The 17086-nt window shown below is 75.3% G+C and carries 19 protein-coding genes; 12 read left to right on the top strand and 7 right to left on the bottom strand.

Annotated features, from left to right (window positions below; all coding sequences use genetic code 11):
- Positions 1 to 141 precede the first annotated feature (141 nt).
- Positions 142 to 507, top strand: coding sequence for a twin-arginine translocase TatA/TatE family subunit (locus BLW63_RS17685; protein ID WP_091159098.1), 366 nt, complete (start codon positions 142 to 144; stop codon positions 505 to 507).
- Positions 508 to 636: 129 nt separating this feature from the next.
- Here BLW63_RS17685 and BLW63_RS17690 read toward each other — a convergent pair whose 3' ends face one another.
- Together BLW63_RS17690 and BLW63_RS17695 are read right to left on the bottom strand one after the other, a co-directional pair.
- Positions 637 to 1788: an Mrp/NBP35 family ATP-binding protein gene (locus BLW63_RS17690; RefSeq protein ID WP_091159101.1), complete on the bottom strand. Its 1152-nt coding sequence runs from the start codon at positions 1786 to 1788 to the stop codon at positions 637 to 639.
- A 147-nt stretch (positions 1789 to 1935) separates the two neighbouring features.
- Positions 1936 to 3099, bottom strand: a complete 1164-nt coding sequence (locus BLW63_RS17695) for a GGDEF domain-containing protein (protein ID WP_091159104.1) — start codon at positions 3097 to 3099, stop codon at positions 1936 to 1938.
- A 106-nt stretch (positions 3100 to 3205) separates the two neighbouring features.
- On the opposite strand from BLW63_RS17695, the gene BLW63_RS17700 reads away from it, so the two are divergent.
- Positions 3206 to 3895 (top strand): AzlC family ABC transporter permease, encoded by a 690-nt coding sequence (locus tag BLW63_RS17700; protein WP_091159107.1) that lies wholly within the window; start codon positions 3206 to 3208, stop codon positions 3893 to 3895.
- Positions 3892 to 4209: an AzlD domain-containing protein gene (locus BLW63_RS17705; RefSeq protein ID WP_091159109.1), complete on the top strand. Its 318-nt coding sequence runs from the start codon at positions 3892 to 3894 to the stop codon at positions 4207 to 4209. The genes BLW63_RS17700 and BLW63_RS17705 overlap by 4 nt, the downstream gene beginning before the upstream one ends.
- 95 nt (positions 4210 to 4304) lie before the next feature.
- Here BLW63_RS17705 and BLW63_RS17710 read toward each other — a convergent pair whose 3' ends face one another.
- Positions 4305 to 4919: a MerR family transcriptional regulator gene (locus tag BLW63_RS17710; RefSeq protein WP_091159112.1), complete on the bottom strand. Its 615-nt coding sequence runs from the start codon at positions 4917 to 4919 to the stop codon at positions 4305 to 4307.
- 72 nt (positions 4920 to 4991) lie between these two features.
- Here BLW63_RS17710 and BLW63_RS17715 point away from each other — a divergent pair, with 72 nt between their 5' ends.
- Positions 4992 to 5462, top strand: coding sequence for a DUF4188 domain-containing protein (locus BLW63_RS17715; RefSeq protein ID WP_091159115.1), 471 nt, complete (start codon positions 4992 to 4994; stop codon positions 5460 to 5462).
- 85 nt (positions 5463 to 5547) lie between these two features.
- Here BLW63_RS17715 and BLW63_RS17720 read toward each other — a convergent pair whose 3' ends face one another.
- Positions 5548 to 6081, bottom strand: coding sequence for a DUF1003 domain-containing protein (locus tag BLW63_RS17720; protein WP_091159117.1), 534 nt, complete (start codon positions 6079 to 6081; stop codon positions 5548 to 5550).
- Positions 6074 to 7312 carry a magnesium transporter MgtE N-terminal domain-containing protein gene (locus BLW63_RS17725; protein WP_091159120.1) on the bottom strand — a complete coding sequence of 413 codons (1239 nt, stop codon included), beginning with the start codon at positions 7310 to 7312 and terminating at the stop codon, positions 6074 to 6076. The genes BLW63_RS17720 and BLW63_RS17725 overlap by 8 nt, the downstream gene beginning before the upstream one ends.
- 24 nt (positions 7313 to 7336) lie before the next feature.
- On the opposite strand from BLW63_RS17725, the gene BLW63_RS17730 reads away from it, so the two are divergent.
- The 3 genes from BLW63_RS17730 to BLW63_RS17740 all read left to right on the top strand — a co-directional run bounded on the left by BLW63_RS17730 (position 7337) and on the right by BLW63_RS17740 (position 10347).
- Positions 7337 to 8242, top strand: a complete 906-nt coding sequence (locus BLW63_RS17730) for a PhzF family phenazine biosynthesis protein (protein ID WP_091159123.1) — start codon at positions 7337 to 7339, stop codon at positions 8240 to 8242.
- A 203-nt stretch (positions 8243 to 8445) separates the two neighbouring features.
- Complete coding sequence (locus tag BLW63_RS17735; protein WP_091159270.1) at positions 8446 to 9306, top strand: DMT family transporter; 861 nt, start codon at positions 8446 to 8448, stop codon at positions 9304 to 9306.
- An 87-nt stretch (positions 9307 to 9393) separates the two neighbouring features.
- Positions 9394 to 10347, top strand: coding sequence for an HpcH/HpaI aldolase/citrate lyase family protein (locus BLW63_RS17740; RefSeq protein ID WP_091159125.1), 954 nt, complete (start codon positions 9394 to 9396; stop codon positions 10345 to 10347).
- 55 nt (positions 10348 to 10402) lie between these two features.
- Here the strand turns inward: BLW63_RS17740 and BLW63_RS17745 are convergent, their stop codons facing one another.
- Positions 10403 to 10990 carry a DUF4190 domain-containing protein gene (locus BLW63_RS17745; protein WP_091159128.1) on the bottom strand — a complete coding sequence of 196 codons (588 nt, stop codon included), beginning with the start codon at positions 10988 to 10990 and terminating at the stop codon, positions 10403 to 10405.
- A 146-nt stretch (positions 10991 to 11136) separates the two neighbouring features.
- Between BLW63_RS17745 and BLW63_RS17750 the strand changes: the two genes are divergently transcribed.
- A complete protein-coding gene (locus BLW63_RS17750) occupies positions 11137 to 12336 on the top strand; it encodes an acyl-CoA dehydrogenase family protein (RefSeq protein ID WP_091159130.1) in 1200 nt (399 codons plus the stop codon).
- 176 nt (positions 12337 to 12512) lie between these two features.
- Here BLW63_RS17750 and BLW63_RS17755 read toward each other — a convergent pair whose 3' ends face one another.
- Positions 12513 to 13214 (bottom strand): DUF4230 domain-containing protein, encoded by a 702-nt coding sequence (locus BLW63_RS17755; protein WP_091159132.1) that lies wholly within the window; start codon positions 13212 to 13214, stop codon positions 12513 to 12515.
- A gap of 131 nt (positions 13215 to 13345) precedes the next feature.
- Between BLW63_RS17755 and BLW63_RS17760 the strand changes: the two genes are divergently transcribed.
- The 4 genes from BLW63_RS17760 to BLW63_RS17775 all read left to right on the top strand — a co-directional run bounded on the left by BLW63_RS17760 (position 13346) and on the right by BLW63_RS17775 (position 17078).
- Positions 13346 to 14284: an NADP-dependent oxidoreductase gene (locus tag BLW63_RS17760; RefSeq protein WP_091159273.1), complete on the top strand. Its 939-nt coding sequence runs from the start codon at positions 13346 to 13348 to the stop codon at positions 14282 to 14284.
- A gap of 94 nt (positions 14285 to 14378) precedes the next feature.
- The gene (locus BLW63_RS17765; protein ID WP_091159135.1) at positions 14379 to 14699 is read left to right on the top strand and encodes an EthD family reductase; all 321 of its coding nucleotides are present in this window, start codon (positions 14379 to 14381) and stop codon (positions 14697 to 14699) included.
- On the top strand, positions 14696 to 16246 hold the full coding sequence (locus tag BLW63_RS17770) for an acetolactate synthase large subunit (RefSeq protein ID WP_091159138.1): 1551 nt from the start codon (positions 14696 to 14698) through the stop codon (positions 16244 to 16246). Before BLW63_RS17765 ends, BLW63_RS17770 begins: the two co-directional genes overlap by 4 nt.
- Position 16247: 1 nt before the next feature.
- A complete protein-coding gene (locus tag BLW63_RS17775) occupies positions 16248 to 17078 on the top strand; it encodes an alpha/beta hydrolase (RefSeq protein ID WP_091159141.1) in 831 nt (276 codons plus the stop codon).
- The last annotated feature ends 8 nt before the right edge of the window (positions 17079 to 17086 follow it).

Genomic DNA, 17086 nt, shown 5'->3' on the forward strand with positions numbered 1-17086 from the left:
CGGTGGGACCCGGCAGGGGGCCAGCGGCCCCGGGCGGGCCGGCGGGACCCCTCACTTCGGGGCACTGACCGCGGCCGCCGCGCCGCCTACGCTGGACGACGCGCGCCGGCCGGACCGGGCGCACGAGGAGGGGAGCGGCGCGTGTTCGACTCGATCGGCTGGGGCGAGATCGTCGTCCTGGCGCTCGCCGCGCTGTTCATCTTCGGGCCCGACCGGCTCCCGGACCTCGCCAAGGACGCCGCCGCGGGGCTGAAGAAGGTGCGCTCGGCGGTCACCGGCGTGCGGGCCCAGGTCGACGAGTCCCTGGGCGACGACCTCGCCAAGCTGCGCGACCTCGACCTGCGCCAGTACCACCCGCGCACGTTCCTCCGGAACCAGCTGCTCGCCGACGACGAGGGCGCGCCGCGGCGGCCCTCCGGGGCCACGGCCGCGACCACGGTGGCGGCCGCCGCCGCCCGCACGCGGGACCACTCCGCCCCGCCCCCGTTCGACCCCGACGCGACGTAGTCCGGCGCTCCCGCGCTGTTCCTGACGCATCCGCGCCGTTGCACCGGCGCAAGGGTGGCAGCAACAGCGCCAGAGACGCAGCGCGGCCCGGCTCCCCATCGGGGAGCCGGGCCGCGCTGCCGGATCAGCTCAGTGGCGGACGGGCGTGAGCCCCAGCGACATGCCCGACAGGCCGCGCTGGCGGGTGGCCAGGCCGTCGGAGATCCTCGCCAGCGCCTGCGCGGCCGGGGACTCGGGGTCGGCCAGGACAACCGGCGCGCCGGCGTCCCCGGCCTCGCGGACCCGGGTGTCCAGCGGGATCTGGCCCAGCAGCGGCACTCGCGCACCGAGTGTGCGGGTCAGCGCGTCGGAGACCGCCTCGCCGCCACCGGAGCCGAAGACCTCCATGCGGGAGCCGTCGGGCAGGTCGAGCCACGACATGTTCTCGATGACGCCGACCACCTGCTGGTGGGTCTGGGTGGCGATGGCACCCGCCCGCTCGGCGACCTCGGCCGCGGCCAGCTGCGGCGTGGTCACCACCAGGATCTCGGCGTTGGGCAGCAGCTGGGCGATCGAGATCGCGACGTCGCCGGTGCCGGGCGGCAGGTCCAGCAGCAGGACGTCGAGGTCGCCCCACCACACGTCGGCGAGGAACTGCTGCAGCGCGCGGTGCAGCATCGGCCCGCGCCATACCACGGGGGTGTTGCCGGGGGTGAACATGCCGATCGAGATGACCTTCACGCCGTAGGCCTGCGGCGGCATGATCATGTTGTCGACCTGGGTCGGCTTGTCGTCGACCCCGAGCATGCGCGGCACCGAGTGGCCGTAGATGTCGGCGTCCACGACCCCGACCGACAGGCCGCGCTTGGCCAGCGCCGCCGCCAGGTTGACCGTCACCGACGACTTGCCGACGCCGCCCTTGCCGGAGGCGACGGCGTAGACGCGGGTCAGCGAGCCCGGCTGGGCGAAGGGGATGACCGGGTCGGGGGCGTCGGTGCCGCGCACCGTCTTGCGCAGCTCGGCGCGCTGCTCGTCGTTCATGACGTCCAGGCCCACCTGCACCGAGGTGACACCGGGGACGGCGGACACGGCCTGGGTGACGCGGTTGGTGATCGTCTCGCGCATCGGGCAGCCGGAGACGGTCAGGTAGACCTCGACCCGGACCGTGCCGTCGGCACCGATCTGCACGTCCTTGACCATGCCGAGCTCGGGGAGCGGGCGGTTGATCTCCGGGTCCTGGACGGTGGCCAGGGCGGCGTTGACGGCGTCGAGCGCCGGCGCGCCGGTCATCGGGGCGGACATGGTGTGCGTCTGTCTCCTTCGACGGGGGACCCGGTCCGGCCCGCCGGGGAACGGCGGTGACCTGCGTTCACGGGTCTCCTGCCACTGTACGGCTGTCGCGCGGACCGGCTGCCGTCCAGAGGGTGATCTGTTGCTCAGGCCGCCCGCTCAGCCCACCGGCAGGGACCGGGCGGGGGTCCGGGGGCCGGCGCAGACGGCGTTGCGGGTGGTCTTGGCGCGGTAGAGGTGCGCGTCGGCCTCGACGGTCAGCAGCTCGGGCACCGCGTCCCGTCCGGTGGCGACCGCGACCCCGAGGGACAGCGTCAGCGATCCCGGCCCGGCGTCGGGCAGGCCCAGCTCCAGGGCGGCGACGCGCAGCTGCTCGGCCAGCGCGACCGCCCGGCCGAGGTCGGTGCCGGGGAGCAGGACGGCGAGCTCGTCACCACCCAGGCGGGCGACGACGTCCCCGGCCCGGACCCGCGAGGTCAGCGCGCCGGCGATGAGCCGCAGTGCCTCGTCCCCGCCGCTGTGGCCGTACCGGTCGTTGATCTGCTTGAACCGGTCCACGTCGACCAGCACGACGGCCAGCGACGTCCCGGTCCGGCGGGTCGCGGCGCAGGCCTCGGCCAGCTCGGCGTCCCAGCGCCGGCGGTTGGCCAGGCCGGTGAGCGAGTCCTCGTGGCTGAGCCGCTCGAGGCGGGCCAGCAGGGTCCGGGTGCGCTCCCGTTCCTGCTCCAGCCGGACGCGGACCGTGGACTCCCGGTTCGTCAGCCGGTGTCGCTGGTCGTGGGCGACCACCCCGATGAGCGACGCGGTGGCGAGGTAGATGGCGGCTGCGAGCAGGTCGTCCGCCCGCATCGACGTGGGGGCGGTCAGGACGGCGACACCGAGCGCCGACCAGGACACCGCGACCAGGACGCCGGTCCACAGCGGCCGGGTGACCAGCAGACAGCCGCTGGCGTAGATCGCCAGGGTGAAGCCGAGCAGGTAGAACTCCGCGTGCTCGACCTGCGGGATCATCCAGGCGACCTCGACCTGCACGGTGGCCAGCGCGGAGCAGGCCAGCAGCTCGGGCCGGCGGCGACCCAGGGGACGGCGCCAGAGCAGCCAGAGCCCCACCAGCATGGGGACGACGCTGGCGAGCCGGACGACGAGGAACGTCTGCGCGAGCTGCGGCTCGAGCAGCAGGTCGAAGCCGGACCAAGCAGGGGCGATGACGACCGCCAGTCCGGACACCCACAGTGCCGACTCCTGCGCACGGGTCCGCCGGTCGTCGCCGAGGACCGGCCGGTGACGCCGCTGCGGGACGTCGGACGTGGGGCAGGGAAGCACGAGACCTCATCGGATCCCGGGCGTCCGGGCTGAGCCCGCGGGAGGCCGGTAGTCCCCCGTCGGGGGGATGCCGGGGGACGTCGGACCGGCTGGCTAGCCTCGCGGCGTGCCCGCCGCCCGCACCGCCACCCTGCGCGACGCCGTCGGGCTGGGGTTGGCAGTGGGCCTCTACGGGGTGGCCTTCGGCGCCGCCGCCGACGCGGCCGGCCTCGACGTCTGGCAGGCTCTCGCGCTGTCCGCGCTGATGTTCACCGGGGCTTCCCAGTTCGCCCTGGTCGGCGTCCTCGGCGCCGGCGGCAGCGGACTGGCGGCGATCGGCAGCGCGTTGCTGCTCGGCACCCGCAACACCGTTTACGGCGTCCGGCTGGCCCCGTTGCTGGCCCCTCGCGGCCCGCTCGACCGGGCCGGCGCCGCCCACTGGGTGATCGACGAGACCACCGCGATGGCCGTGGCCGCACCCGACCGCGAGCTGGGCCGCCTGGCTTTCTGGGCCACCGGGGCGACGATCTACGTGGGCTGGAACCTGACCACGGTGATCGGCGCGCTCGGGGCCTCCGGGCTGGGGGAGACGGCCCAGGCGGCGCTGGACGCTGTCGTCCCCGCGGCCTTCCTGGCGCTGCTGTGGCCGCGGCTGCAACGCGGCCGGCCGGAGGCGGCGGTGCAGCGGCGGGTCGCCGTCGGCGGGGCGGTCGTGGCGCTGCTGCTCACCCCGGTGGTGCCCGCGGGTGTGCAGGTGGTGGCCGCCGTCGTCGCCGTGGCGCTGGCCGGCCGGCCGCGCGGGGTGGGCGCCCGGTGAGCAGCGGCACGCTGTGGGCAGTCGTGCTGGTCGCGGCCCTGGGCTGCTACGCGCTCAAGCTGGCCGGGCTGTCGGTGCCGGCCGCGTGGGTCGAGCGGCCGTGGGTGACCCGGGTCGTGGAGTTCGTGCCGGCGGCACTGCTGGCCGCGCTGGTCGCTGTGCAGGCGGCCACCACCGGCCCGGAACTGGTGGTCGACGGGCGGCTGGCCGGCCTGGCGGTCGCGGCGCTGGCCCTGGCGCTGCGGGCGCCGTTCATCGTCGTCCTGGTGCTGGCCGGGGCCACCGGGGCGCTGGTGCACGTCCTCACCGGCTGAAGGAGGACCCGTTCTGCCCACCCCTCGCAGGCTCTGGGCGGGCCCGCAACGGGGCCACCTGCCGGGATCCTGACCCGCACTGCTCAGCTGGTCCCTCAGCAGTTATCCGGGAACCGGCGGCGGGAGGCGTCCTCCTGGGCCAGGCGGCGCAGCGCCAGCAGCACCGGCTCCAGCAGCACGGTGTTGACCACCACGAAGCGGACGGCCTCGGCCACCGACCCGGTCGGCACCGCCGCGACGTCCTGCTCGCCGATGCGGCCGGCGGCCTCGGCGTAGCGGTCCAGCAGCGCGTCGGTCGGGGCGGCACCGGCGGCGCGCAGCGCCTCGAGGGCGGCGGCCAGCGCGATCAGCGCGGGGGAGTCGCCGGCGACCCGCCACCCCCGCCGGCGCAGGAGGGCCCGGGCCCGGTCGAGGTCGGCCGGGCCCTCGGAGCCGACCCCGGGCAGGGCCCGGTGCGCGGCGCCCAGGGCCGCGTGCACCGAGGTGTCCGGGGAGTCGACGGCGGCCAGCACCGCGCGTGCCCGGGCGACCGACAGCCCGCCGGGCCCGAGCAGGGCGCGGACCAGCCGTAGCCGCTGCACGTGCTCCTCGCCGTATCGCGCGCGGGTCGCCCCGGTCAGCTCGCCCGGCGGCACGAGCCCCTCCCGCAGGTAGTACTTCACGGTCGCGACCGGGACGCCGGCCCGACGGGCGAGTTCAGAGATCTGCACGGATCCGCCTCGACATTGGGTAGTGCCACTCTCTAGTGTTGGGTATCGGCACTATCCAACCAGGAGGACGCCATGGCACGCATCGCCCCGGGCCGCTGGACCCACACGCACGAGGGGGACCTGACCGTCTTCCTGATCGGCATGCGCATCAACCGCCCGTGGCGGCCGGACGCGTGGTTCCCCGTCCTGGCCGCCATGGGTCCGATGCTCGCCGAGTTGGCGCGGGACCCCGGCTCCGGCTTCCTCGGCCACCGCATGACGCTGGGCTGGCGGGGGCCGGTGCTGGTCCAGTACTGGCGCACCGTCGAGGACGTCTACCGGTACGCCACCAACACCGGGGCCCGGCACCGCCCCGCGTGGTCCGCCTTCAACCGGCGCGTCCGCCGCGTCCCTGGAGCGGTCGGCATCTGGCACGAGACCTACGAGGTCGCCCGCGCCGAGAGCGTCTACGTCGACCTGCCGGTGCAGGGCCTGGCCGCCGCCACGGGCGCCCGCGAGGTGACCGGCCGGCTGGACCGGGCCGCCGCCCGCCTCTCCGCCTGATGAAGGACCCCCTGGACGCCGGTGGTGGCCCCTCTGCAGGGTCCCGCCGCGAGCTCCCGAGTGGTGGGGGCAGAGGGGTCCTTCGTCAGCCGGTCGCGTCGCGGGCCGCGGCCTCGCGCTTCTTGCGCGCCTTGCGCTCCCGCCGCTCGACGTCCTCCGCGCTCTCCTCGGTCAGCCGGCTCAGCTCGCCGCGGATGAAGTCGCGGGTCGCCAGCTCGCCGATGGCGACCCGCAGCGCGGCGAGCTCGCGGGCCAGGTACTCGGTGTCCGCGCGGGTCTGCGCCGCCCTGGCCCGGTCCTCCTCGGCCTGCACCCGGTCGCGGTCGGCCTGCCGGTTCTGCGCCAGCAGGATCAGCGGCGCGGCGTAGGCGGCCTGGGTGGAGAAGGCGAGGTTGAGCAGGATGAACGGGTAGGGGTCCCACTGCAGCCGGACGGCGAGGACGTTGAGGGCGATCCAGACGATGACGACCACCGTCTGGACGGCGAGGAAGCGCCCGGTGCCCAGGAAGCGGGCGATGCCCTCGGCGAACCGGCCGACCGCGTCGGGGTCCAGCCGGAGGTAGCTGCCCAGGGAGCGTGCCGAGCCGCGGGGGACGTCGAGCCGGCGGCCGTCAGCCACGGCGGGCCCGCTCGCGCCAGTCCTCGGGCAGCAGGTGGTCCAGGATGTCGTCCACGCTCACCGCGCCGACCAGCCGGCCCTGGGCGTCGACCACCGGCGCGGCGACCAGGTTGTAGGTGGCGAAGTAGCGGGTGACCTCGGCCAGCGGCGCCTCGGGCCGCAGCGGCTCCAGGTCGTCGAGCGCCCCGCTGACCAGGCGCGAGGGTGGCTCCCGCAGCAGCCGCTGGATGTGCGCGAGGCCCAGGTAGCGGCCGGTCGGGGTGGCCGACGGCGGTCGGCACACGTACACCTGGCTGGCCAGCGCCGGGGACAGCTCGGGCTCGCGCACCCGGGCCAGCGCCTCGGCGATCGTGGCGTCGGGGGTGAGGATCACCGGCTCGCTGGTCATGATGCCGCCGGCGGTGTCCTCGGAGTACTGCAGCAGCTGGCGCACCGGCTCGGCCTCGTCGGGCTCCATGAGCTCCAGCAGCCGGTTGCGGTCGACGTTGGACAGCTCGGCGAGCAGGTCGGCGGCGTCGTCGGGGTCCATCACCTCGAGCACGTCGGCGGCCCGGGCCTCGTCGAGCGTGCCGAGGATGGTGATCTGGTCGGCCTCGGGCAGCTCGCCGAGCACGTCGGCCAGCCGCTCGTCGTCGAGGGCCTCGGCGACCTCGTGCCGCCGCTTGATCGGCAGGTCCTGCAGTGCGTGGGCGACGTCGGCGGCGTTGAGCTCGCGGTAGGTGGCGATGAGCGTCTCGGCGCCCTGCCCGGTCTGCGGCAGCGCCAGCCCGGTGACCTCGTCCCAGGCCAGCTGGTGCAGCTGCCCGCGCCGGCCGAGCCGGCCCGGCTCCTGGACGGCGACCCGGGAGAGCACCCAGTCGCCGGTGCGGGTCTGCTCGATGCCGGCGTCGACGACGGTCGCCGGACGGCCGGTCTCCGCGACCTGCACCCGGCGGTCGAGCAGCTCGCCGAGGACGAGGGTCTCGCCGCGCCGCTGTTCGAAGCGCTTGAGGTTCAGCGTGCCGGTGGAGAGCACGACCGACCCCGGGTCCAGCGAGGTCACCCGGCCCATCGGCACGAAGATGCGGCGGCGGGCGACCACCTCGACGACCAGGCCCAGCACGCGCGGCGCAGCCGTCCCCACCCGCAGCGCCACCACCACGTCCCGGACCTTGCCGACGCGGTCGCCGTTGGGGTCGAAGACGGGCAGCCCGGCGAGCCGGGAGACGTACGCCCTCGTCGCCGTGGTCACGAGCCGTGAGGCTACCTTCGGGCCGTGGCCGCCCCGGGGGAGCTGGAATACGAGGTCGTCGACGTCTTCGCGCCGCGGGCCTTCGCGGGCAACCCGCTGGCGGTGGTCTTCGACGCCGACGGGTTGAGCACCGAGCAGTGCCAGGCGATCGCCGACGAGTTCCACCTGTCGGAGACGTCGTTCCTCTCCGCGCCGACCGCGCCCGGCGCGGACCACCCTGGGTCGGCCGGCGGTCCGAAGGCCGACTACCGCGTGCGGATCTTCACCCCCTACGCCGAGCTGCCCTTCGCCGGGCACCCGAGCGTCGGCGCGGCGTCCGTGCTGGTCCGGGCCGGCCGGCTGCCCGCGGGGCGGCTGCGCCAGGAGTGCGGCGTCGGCGTCCTCGATGTGGTCGTCGACGGGGACGGCGCGACGCTGTCCGGAGGCCGCCCCACCCTGGAGGACGGGCCCGACCCCGCGGCGCTGGCCGAGGCGCTCGGGCTCTCGGCGGCCGACACGGTGGGGCTCCCCGCGCACGTCGCCGGCTGCGGCCTGCCCTTCGCGTTCCTCGCCGTCCGTCCCGAGGTGGTGGACGACGCCGCGCCGGTCCCCGCGCTGCTCGGCGCGCACGGCGTGGGGGAGGGCGTCTCGGTGCTCTCCTGGGACGGCGCGACCGCCACCGCCCGCGCGCGGGTGTTCGCCGCCGACCTGGCGTGGGGCGAGGACCCGGCGACCGGCTCCGCCGCGCTGGGCACCGGCGTGTGGCTCGTCGCCACCGGCCTGCTCGCACCCGATGGGAGGTCGTCCTACGTCGTGCACCAGGGCGAGGCGATGGGCCGGCCCTCGGTGCTCTCCTGCACGGTCACCGCCTCCGGCGGGCGCGCGGTCGCGGCCACCGTCCGCGGCGCGGTCGTGCCGGTCGCCCGCGGCCGCATCCGGGTGCCCGAGTGAGAGAGGACCCTCCTGGTCCCCGTGAAGGACCCCCCTGCCCCCACGGCCTCCCTGCAGGGGCCCGGCGCGAGCTTGCGAGCGGTGGGGGGCAGGGAGGTCCTTCTGTTACAGGGGGGCCGATCGACGCTCGCGGCGGGCCCCTGCAGGAGGGCCGATCCGACGCCTGGGCGGTGCACCGGCCCGGCGGGCGGGACGTCGGGATCATGGCGGTCGCCGTCATCGGCGTCTCGCTGTCCGCGCCGCTGACCACGATGCTGGCCGCGCCGATGCTCGCCCTGGCGTTCTGGCGCAACCTCGGCGGGGCGGCGGTCCTGCTGCCGCTGCTCCTGCTGCGGGAGCGCCGGACCCTCGCCGGCCTGCGGCCGCGCGACCTGGCCAGTTCCGTCGTCGCGGGACTGTTCCTCGCCGCGCACTTCGCCGCCTGGCTGCCCAGCCTGTCGATGACGACGGTCGCCGCCTCCACCGCCCTGGTGACCACCACCCCGATCTGGACGGCGTTGGTCGCCCGGGCCGGTGGCGTGCGGCTGTCCGCGTCGACCTGGTGGGGCCTGGTGCTGGCCGTGGTCGGCGCGGCGCTGATCGCGGGGGTCGACGTCACCGTCAGCCTGCGAGCGCTCGCCGGCGACGGGCTGGCGCTGCTCGGCGCGATCTGCGCCGGCGGCTACGTGCTGGCCGGCGCCCGGGCCCGGAAGCGGCTGTCCACCTCGGCGTACGCGGTGGTCTGCTACTCGGTGTGCGCCGCGGTGATCGCCGTCGCCGCCGCCGTGGTCGGCAACCCGCTGACCGGCTTCGCGGTGCGGGACTGGCTGCTCATCGCCGCCATCACCGGCTGCGCCCAGCTGCTCGGGCACACTCTGTTCAACCTGGTGCTGTCCTCGGTCGGCCCGACGATGGTGAGCCTGGTGATCCTGCTCGAGGTGCCCGGCGCGCTGCTGTTCGCGCTGGTGCTGCTGCAGCAGTTGCCGCCGCTGCTGGCGCTGCCCGGGGTCGCGTTGGTCGTCCTCGGCGTCGGGCTGGTCGTGCGGGCGAGCCGTCCCGCGGGCCTGGCCGAGCCGGGCACCTGAGGGCGGCCGGAACCCGTCGCTACCCTCCGGTAGCAGACCGACCCCGAGCTGCGTGCTCACCCACCCCACCACCCCGCCGGAGGCACCGTGGCCGAGCTCCGATCCCGCCGTTCCAACCTCGCCGTCCCCGGCAGCAACCCGCGCTTCCTGGAGAAGGCCAAGGGGCTGGGCGCCGACCAGGTGTTCCTCGACCTGGAGGACGCGTGCGCGCCGCTGGCCAAGCCCGGTGCCCGCAAGAACATCGTCGCGGCGCTGAACGAGGGCGGCTGGGGCGAGAAGATCCGCACCGTCCGGGTCAACGACTGGACGACGGAGTGGACCTTCACCGACGTGCTCGAGGTCGTCGGCGGAGCCGGGGCGAACCTCGACTGCATCATGCTGCCCAAGGTCGCCGACGCCGCCCAGGTGCAGGCGCTGGACCTGCTGCTGACGCAGATCGAGAAGGCGAACGGCCTGGAGGTCGGCCGGATCGGCATCGAGGCGCAGATCGAGACCGCGCAGGGCCTGATCAACGTCAACCAGATCGCGTTCGCCAGCCCGCGGATCGAGACGATCATCTTCGGCCCGGCCGACTTCATGGCCAGCATCAACATGAAGTCCCTCGTGGTCGGCGCCCTGCACCCGGACTACGCCGGCGACCCGTTCCACTACATCCTCATGCAGATCCTCATGGCCGCCCGTGCTCGCGGCGTGCAGGCCATCGACGGCCCCTTCCTGCAGGTCCGCGACGTCGATGCCTTCCGCGAGGTCGCCAAGCGCTCGGCCGTGCTGGGGTTCGACGGCAAGTGGGTGCTGCACCCGGGCCAGGTGGACGCGGCCAACGAGATCTACTCGCCGTCCCAGGAGGACTACGACCACGCCGAGCTCATCCTCGACGCCTACGACTGGGCGACCTCGGAGGCCGGTGGCAAGAAGGGCTCGGCGATGCTCGGCGACGAGATGATCGACGAGGCCAGCCGCAAGATGGCGCTGGTCATCGCCGGCAAGGGCCGCGCCGCGGGCATGCAGCGCAGCTCGACGTTCACCCCGCCGGAAGGCTGAGCCCGGCACGACGACGGCCCGCCGGGGGAGCGCCCGGGCGGGCCGTCGTCGTCTCTCACGGGGCGAAGGCGCCCGACGAGCCGGCCGCGACCAGGGCGAGGAAGAAGAACACGAGGGTGAGCACGGCCAGCGCGGTGGCGATGCCGCCGATGATGATCCCGGCCAGCGCCAGGCCGTCGCCCTGCTCCCCGGTCTGCCGGATCTGCCGGCGCGCCACGATGCCGAGCACCAGCCCGACCGGGCTGAACACGAAGGCCATTACCAGCGACAGGATCGCCAGCGTGTTGGTCGGTCGTGGGTAGCCGTAGCCGGGCGGGGGCCCGTAACCGGGCGGGCCGTAGCCCGGCGGGGGCCCGTAGCCCGGCGCGCCGTACCCGGCCTGACCGCCGTACGCGGGCTGGCTGCCGTACCCCGGCGGGGGGCCGTAGCCCGGCTGCTGGCCGTAGCCGGGCTGGTCGCCGTACCCCGGCTGGCCGGCGGCGCCGGCCCCCTGGCTCCCGGCACTGGCCGGCTGGCTCCCGGCGGTGGACCCGTGCGCGCCGTAGGAGGGCAGCGGCGGGTGGTCCGGGAGCCGCTGGGTGTCGCCGCCAGGGGGCGGCGGCGGGGAGTCGGGGGTGCCGCGGTGGGCGTCGTCCTGCGTCATCGTCGTCCTCCGGCGGTCGGTTCCTGCTCGTGCGCACGCTAGACGGACGAGGCCCCGGAGGGTGAGCAGGCGCACACGGACGCCGCCCGCCGGTGCTCCATACTCACCGGTAACCCGGACACCGGAGTCCCTGGAGGAGCGACGCGATGACCCGTCTGGCGCAGACCGCCGACCTGACCGACATCCAGCAGGAGATCCTGTCGACGGTCAGGACGTTCGTCGACAAGGAGATCATCCCGCACGCGCAGGAGCTCGAGCACGCCGACGCCTACCCGACCGAGATCGTCGAGGGCTTGAAGGAGCTGGGCATCTTCGGGCTGATGATCCCCGAGGAGTACGGCGGGCTCGGGGAGTCGCTGCTGACCTACGCGCTGGTGGTCGAGGAGATCGCCCGCGGCTGGATGAGCGTCTCCGGGGTCATCAACACCCACTTCATCGTCGCCTACATGGTGCTGCAGCACGGCACGGCCGAGCAGAAGGAGCGCCTCCTCCCGCGCATGGCCACCGGCGAGGTGCGTGGCGCGTTCTCGATGTCCGAGCCGGGCCTGGGCTCCGACGTCGCCGGCATCCGCACCAAGGCGGTGAGGCAGGCCGACGGCGACTACGTCATCGACGGCCAGAAGATGTGGCTGACCAACGGCGGGTCCTCCACCCTGGTCGCCGCGCTGGTGCGCACCGACGAGGGTGCGGAGAAGGCGCACCAGAACCTGACGACCTTCCTGGTCGAGAAGCCGGCCGGGTTCGGCGAGGTCGTCCCCGGGCTCACCATCCCCGGCAAGATCGACAAGATGGGCTACAAGGGCGTCGACACCACCGAGCTGGTGTTCGACGGTTACCGGATCGGCGCGGACGCGATCCTCGGCGGGGTGCCCGGGCGGGGCTTCGCGCAGATGATGGACGGCGTCGAGGTCGGCCGGGTCAACGTCGCCGCGCGGGCCTGCGGCATCTCGATCCGGGCCTTCGAGCTGGCGATCCAGTACGCCCAGCAGCGGGAGACCTTCGGCAAGCCGATCGCCCAGCACCAGGCGATCGCCTTCCAGCTCGCCGAGATGGCGACCAAGGTCGAGGCCGCGCACGCGCTGATGGTCAAGGCCGCCCGGCTCAAGGACGCCGGCCGGCGCAACGACGTCGAGGCCGGCATGGCCAAGCTGCTGGCCAGCGAGTACTGCGCCGAGGTGACCACCCAGTCCTTCCGGATCCACGGCGGCTACGGCTACTCCAAGGAGTACGAGATCGAGCGGCTCATGCGCGAGGCGCCGTTCCTGCTCATCGGCGAGGGCACCAGCGAGATCCAGAAGACGATCGTCAGCCGGGGCCTGCTCAAGGAGTACGCGCTCAAGCGCTGAAGAAGGACCCCCTGCCCCCCACCACTCGCACGCTCGCGGCGGGACCCTGCAGGGGCCGTGGTGTCTGCCGGCCTCGTCCAGAGGCTCGCCGCGGCCCCGTTCCGGGCACCGCCCTGAGCCTGCGAAGGGTGGGGAGGACGGGGTCCTTCCACGGTGAGGGGGACGAGGTCCTTCTCCTAGCTCCCGCCGTCGGCGGGCTCGTCGAAGGTCACCTCGACCTGCTGGACGCCGAGCGAGCGGGCCAGGCCGGTGAGCATGTCGCGGGTGTTGACCTCCGCGCGCTCGCGCAGGTCGCTCGCCGCGGCCGCGGCCGCCAGCCGGTCCTCGGCCAGCGCGTACAGCGCGCTGTCATCGACCGGGTTGTCGCCGAGCGCGTCGCCGACCCGCTCGACGAGCCCGCGGTCACGGTCGAGCACGCGGCTCTCCGCCGGGTCGATGCGCACCTCGCCCAGCCGCGGGGCGGGCAGCGCGATGGTGGCCGACGTGCCGTCGGGGGACAGGGTGACCCGGCCGGCGTCCAGGCCCGTGAAGTCGACGTAGGCGTCGGCGGAGCCGGTGGCCAGGAAGCTCGCCGACTCGCCGCTGATCACCGACGGCACGTAGCGGGTGTCCACCTCGCGCTCGACGACGACCTGGAAGGTGCCGGTCGCAGCGTGGTACTCGGCCAGGTCCTCGAGCGCCAGCAGCAGCGGAGGGGTGCTGGTGTCGACGACGTCCTGGCCGAACGGCCGGTCGGGCAGCCAGTCGGCCACCTGGAACCCGGCGGGCACGAGCAGCGCCAGGCCGATCCCCGCGGCCACCAGCCTGGGGCGCAGGCGACGCCGCCGGTGCGGGACCGGGTCCAGCGAGACGGGGCGGGACGACAGCAGCGTGGGCATGCTCGGCCTCTCAGGTCGGGGCGGGCGTGCGGTGCTCTGGATGTCCAGCGAACGGGAGGCGCACACCATTCCCGACACGCCGCTGCTGTCCCGCGGGACGGCGCCGGCCGGTGTCCGCGAGGCTGCCGGTCATGAGAGCCGTCGGAGTGACCGCATTCGGTGGGCCGGAGGCCCTGCACGTCATCGACGTCCCGCCCGAGCCGCTGGGGCCGGGCCGGGTGCGGGTGCGGGTGACCGCGGCGGCGGTCAGCCCGACCGACACGCACCTGCGCGAGGGCGCCTACGCCGGGCGCGACCCGGCGCAGGAGTTCCCGTACGTGCCGGGGATGGACGCTGCCGGTGTGCTCGCCGAGATCGGACCGGACACCGACACCGACCTCCGGGTGGGCGACCGGGTGATGGCGATCGTCGTCCCCACGGGGGCGCACGGCGCCTACCGCGAGGACCTGGTGCTGCCGGCCGGCTCGGTGACCCGCTCGCCCGCCGGCAGCACCGATGCCGAGGCCGCGACCCTGCCGATGAACGGGCTCACCGCACGGCTCGCGCTCGACTACATGGGGCTGCGGCCGGGCCAGGTGCTCGCGGTGACCGGCGCGGCCGGCGCCTTCGGCGGCTACGTCGTCCAGCTGGGCAAGGCCGACGGGCTGACCGTCGTCGCCGACGCCTCCGAGGCCGACGAGCGGCTGGTGCGCGAGCTGGGCGCCGACGTCGTCGTCCGCCGCGGGGACGACGTCGCCGCGCGGATCCGCGAGCACGTCCCCGAGGGCGTCGACGGGCTGGCCGACGGCGCGGTGCAGGACGCGCTGGTGCTGCCCGCGGTGCGCGACGGCGGCGCGGTGGCGACCGTGCGCGGCTACCGGGGCGACGGCTCGGGCCGGGTCCAGGTGCACCCGACGCTGGTGCGGCGGGTGGCGGAGGACCGGGCGGCACTGGACCGGCTGCGCCAGCAGGCCGAGGACGGCGTGCTCACCCTGCGCGTGGCCGACGTGCTGCCCGCCGAGCAGGCCGCCGAGGCGCACCGGCGGCTGGCGCGCGGCGCCGTCCGCGGTCGGCTGGTGCTCACCTTCTGAGGTCTGGTCCCGCGGTGGCGGCAGGTCGTCCCGTCCTGACAGGGTGGAGGTGGTGCCGGGCAGTGGAGCCCGGCGGAGTGCGGAGGTGCGGCACATGGTGCACAGGCTCGTCGTCAGCTACGGGCAGCCCGAGGACCCGGCGGCGTTCGACGCGTACTACCGCGACACGCACACGCCGCTCGCCACGAGCCTGCCCGGCCTGGTCCGGCTGACCACCGGGGCCCCGCAGGCGATGGACCCGTCGCACGCCACGCCGTACCTGGTGGCGGAGCTGGACTTCGAGTCCGAGAAGGAGATGGGTGCGGCCTTCAGCTCCTCGGAGGGCAAGGCGGCCGCCGACGACATCGCCAACTTCGCCACCGGCGGCGCGACCATGACGCACTACGAGCTGACCGAGGTGCACGCCGCCCGGTGAACGGCGCCCAGGCACTCATCCGGACCCTCGTCGGCGCAGGTGTCGACGTCTGCTTCGCCAACCCCGGCACGTCGGAGATGCACTTCGTCGCCGCGCTCGACGAGGTCCCGGAGATGCGCGGCGTCCTGACGCTGTTCGAGGGCGTCGCGACCGGCGCCGCCGACGGCTACGCGCGGATGGCCGGGCGGCCGGCGGCCACGCTGCTGCACCTCGGCCCGGGGCTGGCCAACGGCCTGGCCAACCTGCACAACGCCCGCCGGGGCGGCGCGCCGGTGGTGAACGTCGTCGGCGACCACGCCCGCTCGCACAAGCGGCTGGACGCGCCCCTGGAGTCCGACCTCGACGCCCTGGCCGGCGCGGTGTCGGGCTGGCTGCGCCGCTCGCTGTCCCCGGCCGACGTCGCTGCCGACGCCGCCGAGGCAGTCGCCGAGTCCGCGCGACGTGGCATCGCCACGCTGGTGCTGCCCGCCGACGTCTCGTGGGAGGACGGCGCGCAGCCGGTCGCGCCCCGGCCGGCGCGCCCGGCGCCGCAGGTGCCGCCGTCGGTGGTGGACGACGTGGCCGCGGTGCTGCGCCGGGGCGAGCCGACCGTGCTGTTCCTCGGCGGGGACGTCGTCGCCCGCGAGGACGCGCTGCTGGCCGCCGGGCAGGTAGCCGCGGGCACCGGTGCCCGGTTGATGGCCGAGACGTTCTCCCCGCGGACGGTGCGCGGCGCCGGCCTGCCCGACCTCGCCAAGTTGCCCTACCCGCCGGAGATGGCGATCGCCGCGCTCGCCGGCACCCGGCACCTGGTGCTGGCCGGGGCCACGTCGCCGGTGCACTTCTTCGGCTACCCGGACGTGCCCGGCACGCCGGTGCCCGAGGACTGCACCGTGCACGTGCTGTCCGCGCCCGGGGAGGACGGCGTCGCCGCGCTGCGGGCACTGGCCGCGACCGCGGCGCCGGACGCGCGCGCGGAGCTGCTGGAGGCCTCGCGGCCCGAGCTGCCGAGCGGGGAGCTCACGCCGCGGGCCCTGTCGGCCGTGGTCGGGGCGCTGCTGCCGGAGCGGGCGGTCGTGGTCGACGAGGTGCTGACCTCCGGTGTCGGCCTGGCCGAGCTGACCGCCGGGGCGCCGCGGCACGACTGGCTGGCGCTGACCGGCGGGGCCATCGGCGACGGGCTGCCGATGGCCGTGGGGGCCGCGGTCGCCTGTCCGGACCGGCCGGTGCTCGCGCTGCAGGCCGACGGCAGCGCGATGTACACGATCCAGGCGCTGTGGACGATGGCCCGCGAGCAGCTCGACGTCACCGTCGTCGTCTGCGACAACGGCTCGTACGCGATCCTCGAGCACGAGCTGTCCCGGGTGGGCGCGGCCGAGGACGGCAAGCGCGCCGGCGAGCTGCTGCACCTGGGCGGGCCGTCGCTGGACTTCGTCGCGCTGGCCACCGGCATGGGCGTGCCCGCGACCCGGGCCACGACCGCCGGAGAGCTGGCCCAGCAGGTCCGCGCTGCCCTCGCCGCGCCCGGCCCCCACCTGGTCGACGCGGTGCTGCCCGGCCGCAGGTGAGATGGCTGCACCGGGCCCGGTCCGGCGCCTGCTCCGCGGCCTGGTCGTCGTCGCCGTCGTCCTCGCCGTGCTGACCGGCCTGCTCTGGGGGCTGCAGCGGCGCCTGGTCTACCTGCCCCACGACGGCCCGGTGCCCGCGGCCGCCACGGTGCTGCCCGGCGCCCGGGACGTCGTCCTGGAGACCTCCGACGGGCTGCGGCTGGACGCCTGGTTCGTGCCCGGCCGGGACGCGGGGGCACCCGCCGTGCTGGTGGCCAACGGCAACGGCGGACACCGCGGGCTCCGGGCGCCACTGGCCGCGGCGCTGGCCCGGCGGGGGCTGGCCGTGCTGCTGTTCGACTACCGCGGCTACGGCGGCAACCCCGGCAGTCCCAGCGAGGAGGGCCTGGCGCGGGACGTGCGGGCCGCCCGCGCCCACCTGCTCGAGGAGGCCGGGGTGCCGCCGGACCGGGTGCTCTACCTCGGCGAGAGCCTGGGCGCCGCCGTCGTCACCGAGCTCGCGACCGAGCACCCGCCGGCCGCGCTGGTGCTGCGCTCGCCGTTCGTCGACCTCGCCTCGGTCGGCGCCGAGCACTACCCGTTCCTGCCGGTCCGCGCGCTGCTGCGCGACCGCTACCCGGTGGCGGAGCGGGTCGCGATGATCCGGGTGCCGACCACGGTGGTGCTGGGGGACGCCGACTCGATCGTGCCGCCGGCGCAGAGCCGCGCCGTCGCCGCGGCGGCGGCCGCCCTGCACCGGCTGGTGGAGGTCCCCGGCGCCGACCACAACGACCGCGTGCTGCTGGACGGCGACGCGCTCGTCGACGCGGTCGTGGAGCTGGCCGGGCCCTGACCGGGTGT

This window comes from Geodermatophilus africanus, assembly GCF_900107105.1.
GTDB lineage: Bacteria > Actinomycetota > Actinomycetes > Mycobacteriales > Geodermatophilaceae > Geodermatophilus > Geodermatophilus africanus.

Bases quoted from the DNA above. Each gene is read 5' to 3' on its own strand.
- BLW63_RS17690 (WP_091159101.1), bottom strand. From the start codon at position 1,788: ATGTCCGCCCCGATGACCGGCGCGCCGGCGCTCGACGCCGTCAACGCC.
- BLW63_RS17715 (WP_091159115.1), top strand. From the start codon at position 4,992: ATGGCACGCATCGCCCCGGGCCGCTGGACCCACACGCACGAGGGGGAC.
- BLW63_RS17735 (WP_091159270.1), top strand. From the start codon at position 8,446: ATGGCGGTCGCCGTCATCGGCGTCTCGCTGTCCGCGCCGCTGACCACG.
- BLW63_RS17745 (WP_091159128.1), bottom strand. From the start codon at position 10,990: ATGACGCAGGACGACGCCCACCGCGGCACCCCCGACTCCCCGCCGCCG.
- BLW63_RS17750 (WP_091159130.1), top strand. From the start codon at position 11,137: ATGACCCGTCTGGCGCAGACCGCCGACCTGACCGACATCCAGCAGGAG.
- BLW63_RS17755 (WP_091159132.1), bottom strand. From the start codon at position 13,214: ATGCCCACGCTGCTGTCGTCCCGCCCCGTCTCGCTGGACCCGGTCCCG.
- BLW63_RS17760 (WP_091159273.1), top strand. From the start codon at position 13,346: ATGAGAGCCGTCGGAGTGACCGCATTCGGTGGGCCGGAGGCCCTGCAC.
- BLW63_RS17765 (WP_091159135.1), top strand. From the start codon at position 14,379: ATGGTGCACAGGCTCGTCGTCAGCTACGGGCAGCCCGAGGACCCGGCG.
- BLW63_RS17775 (WP_091159141.1), top strand. From the start codon at position 16,248: ATGGCTGCACCGGGCCCGGTCCGGCGCCTGCTCCGCGGCCTGGTCGTC.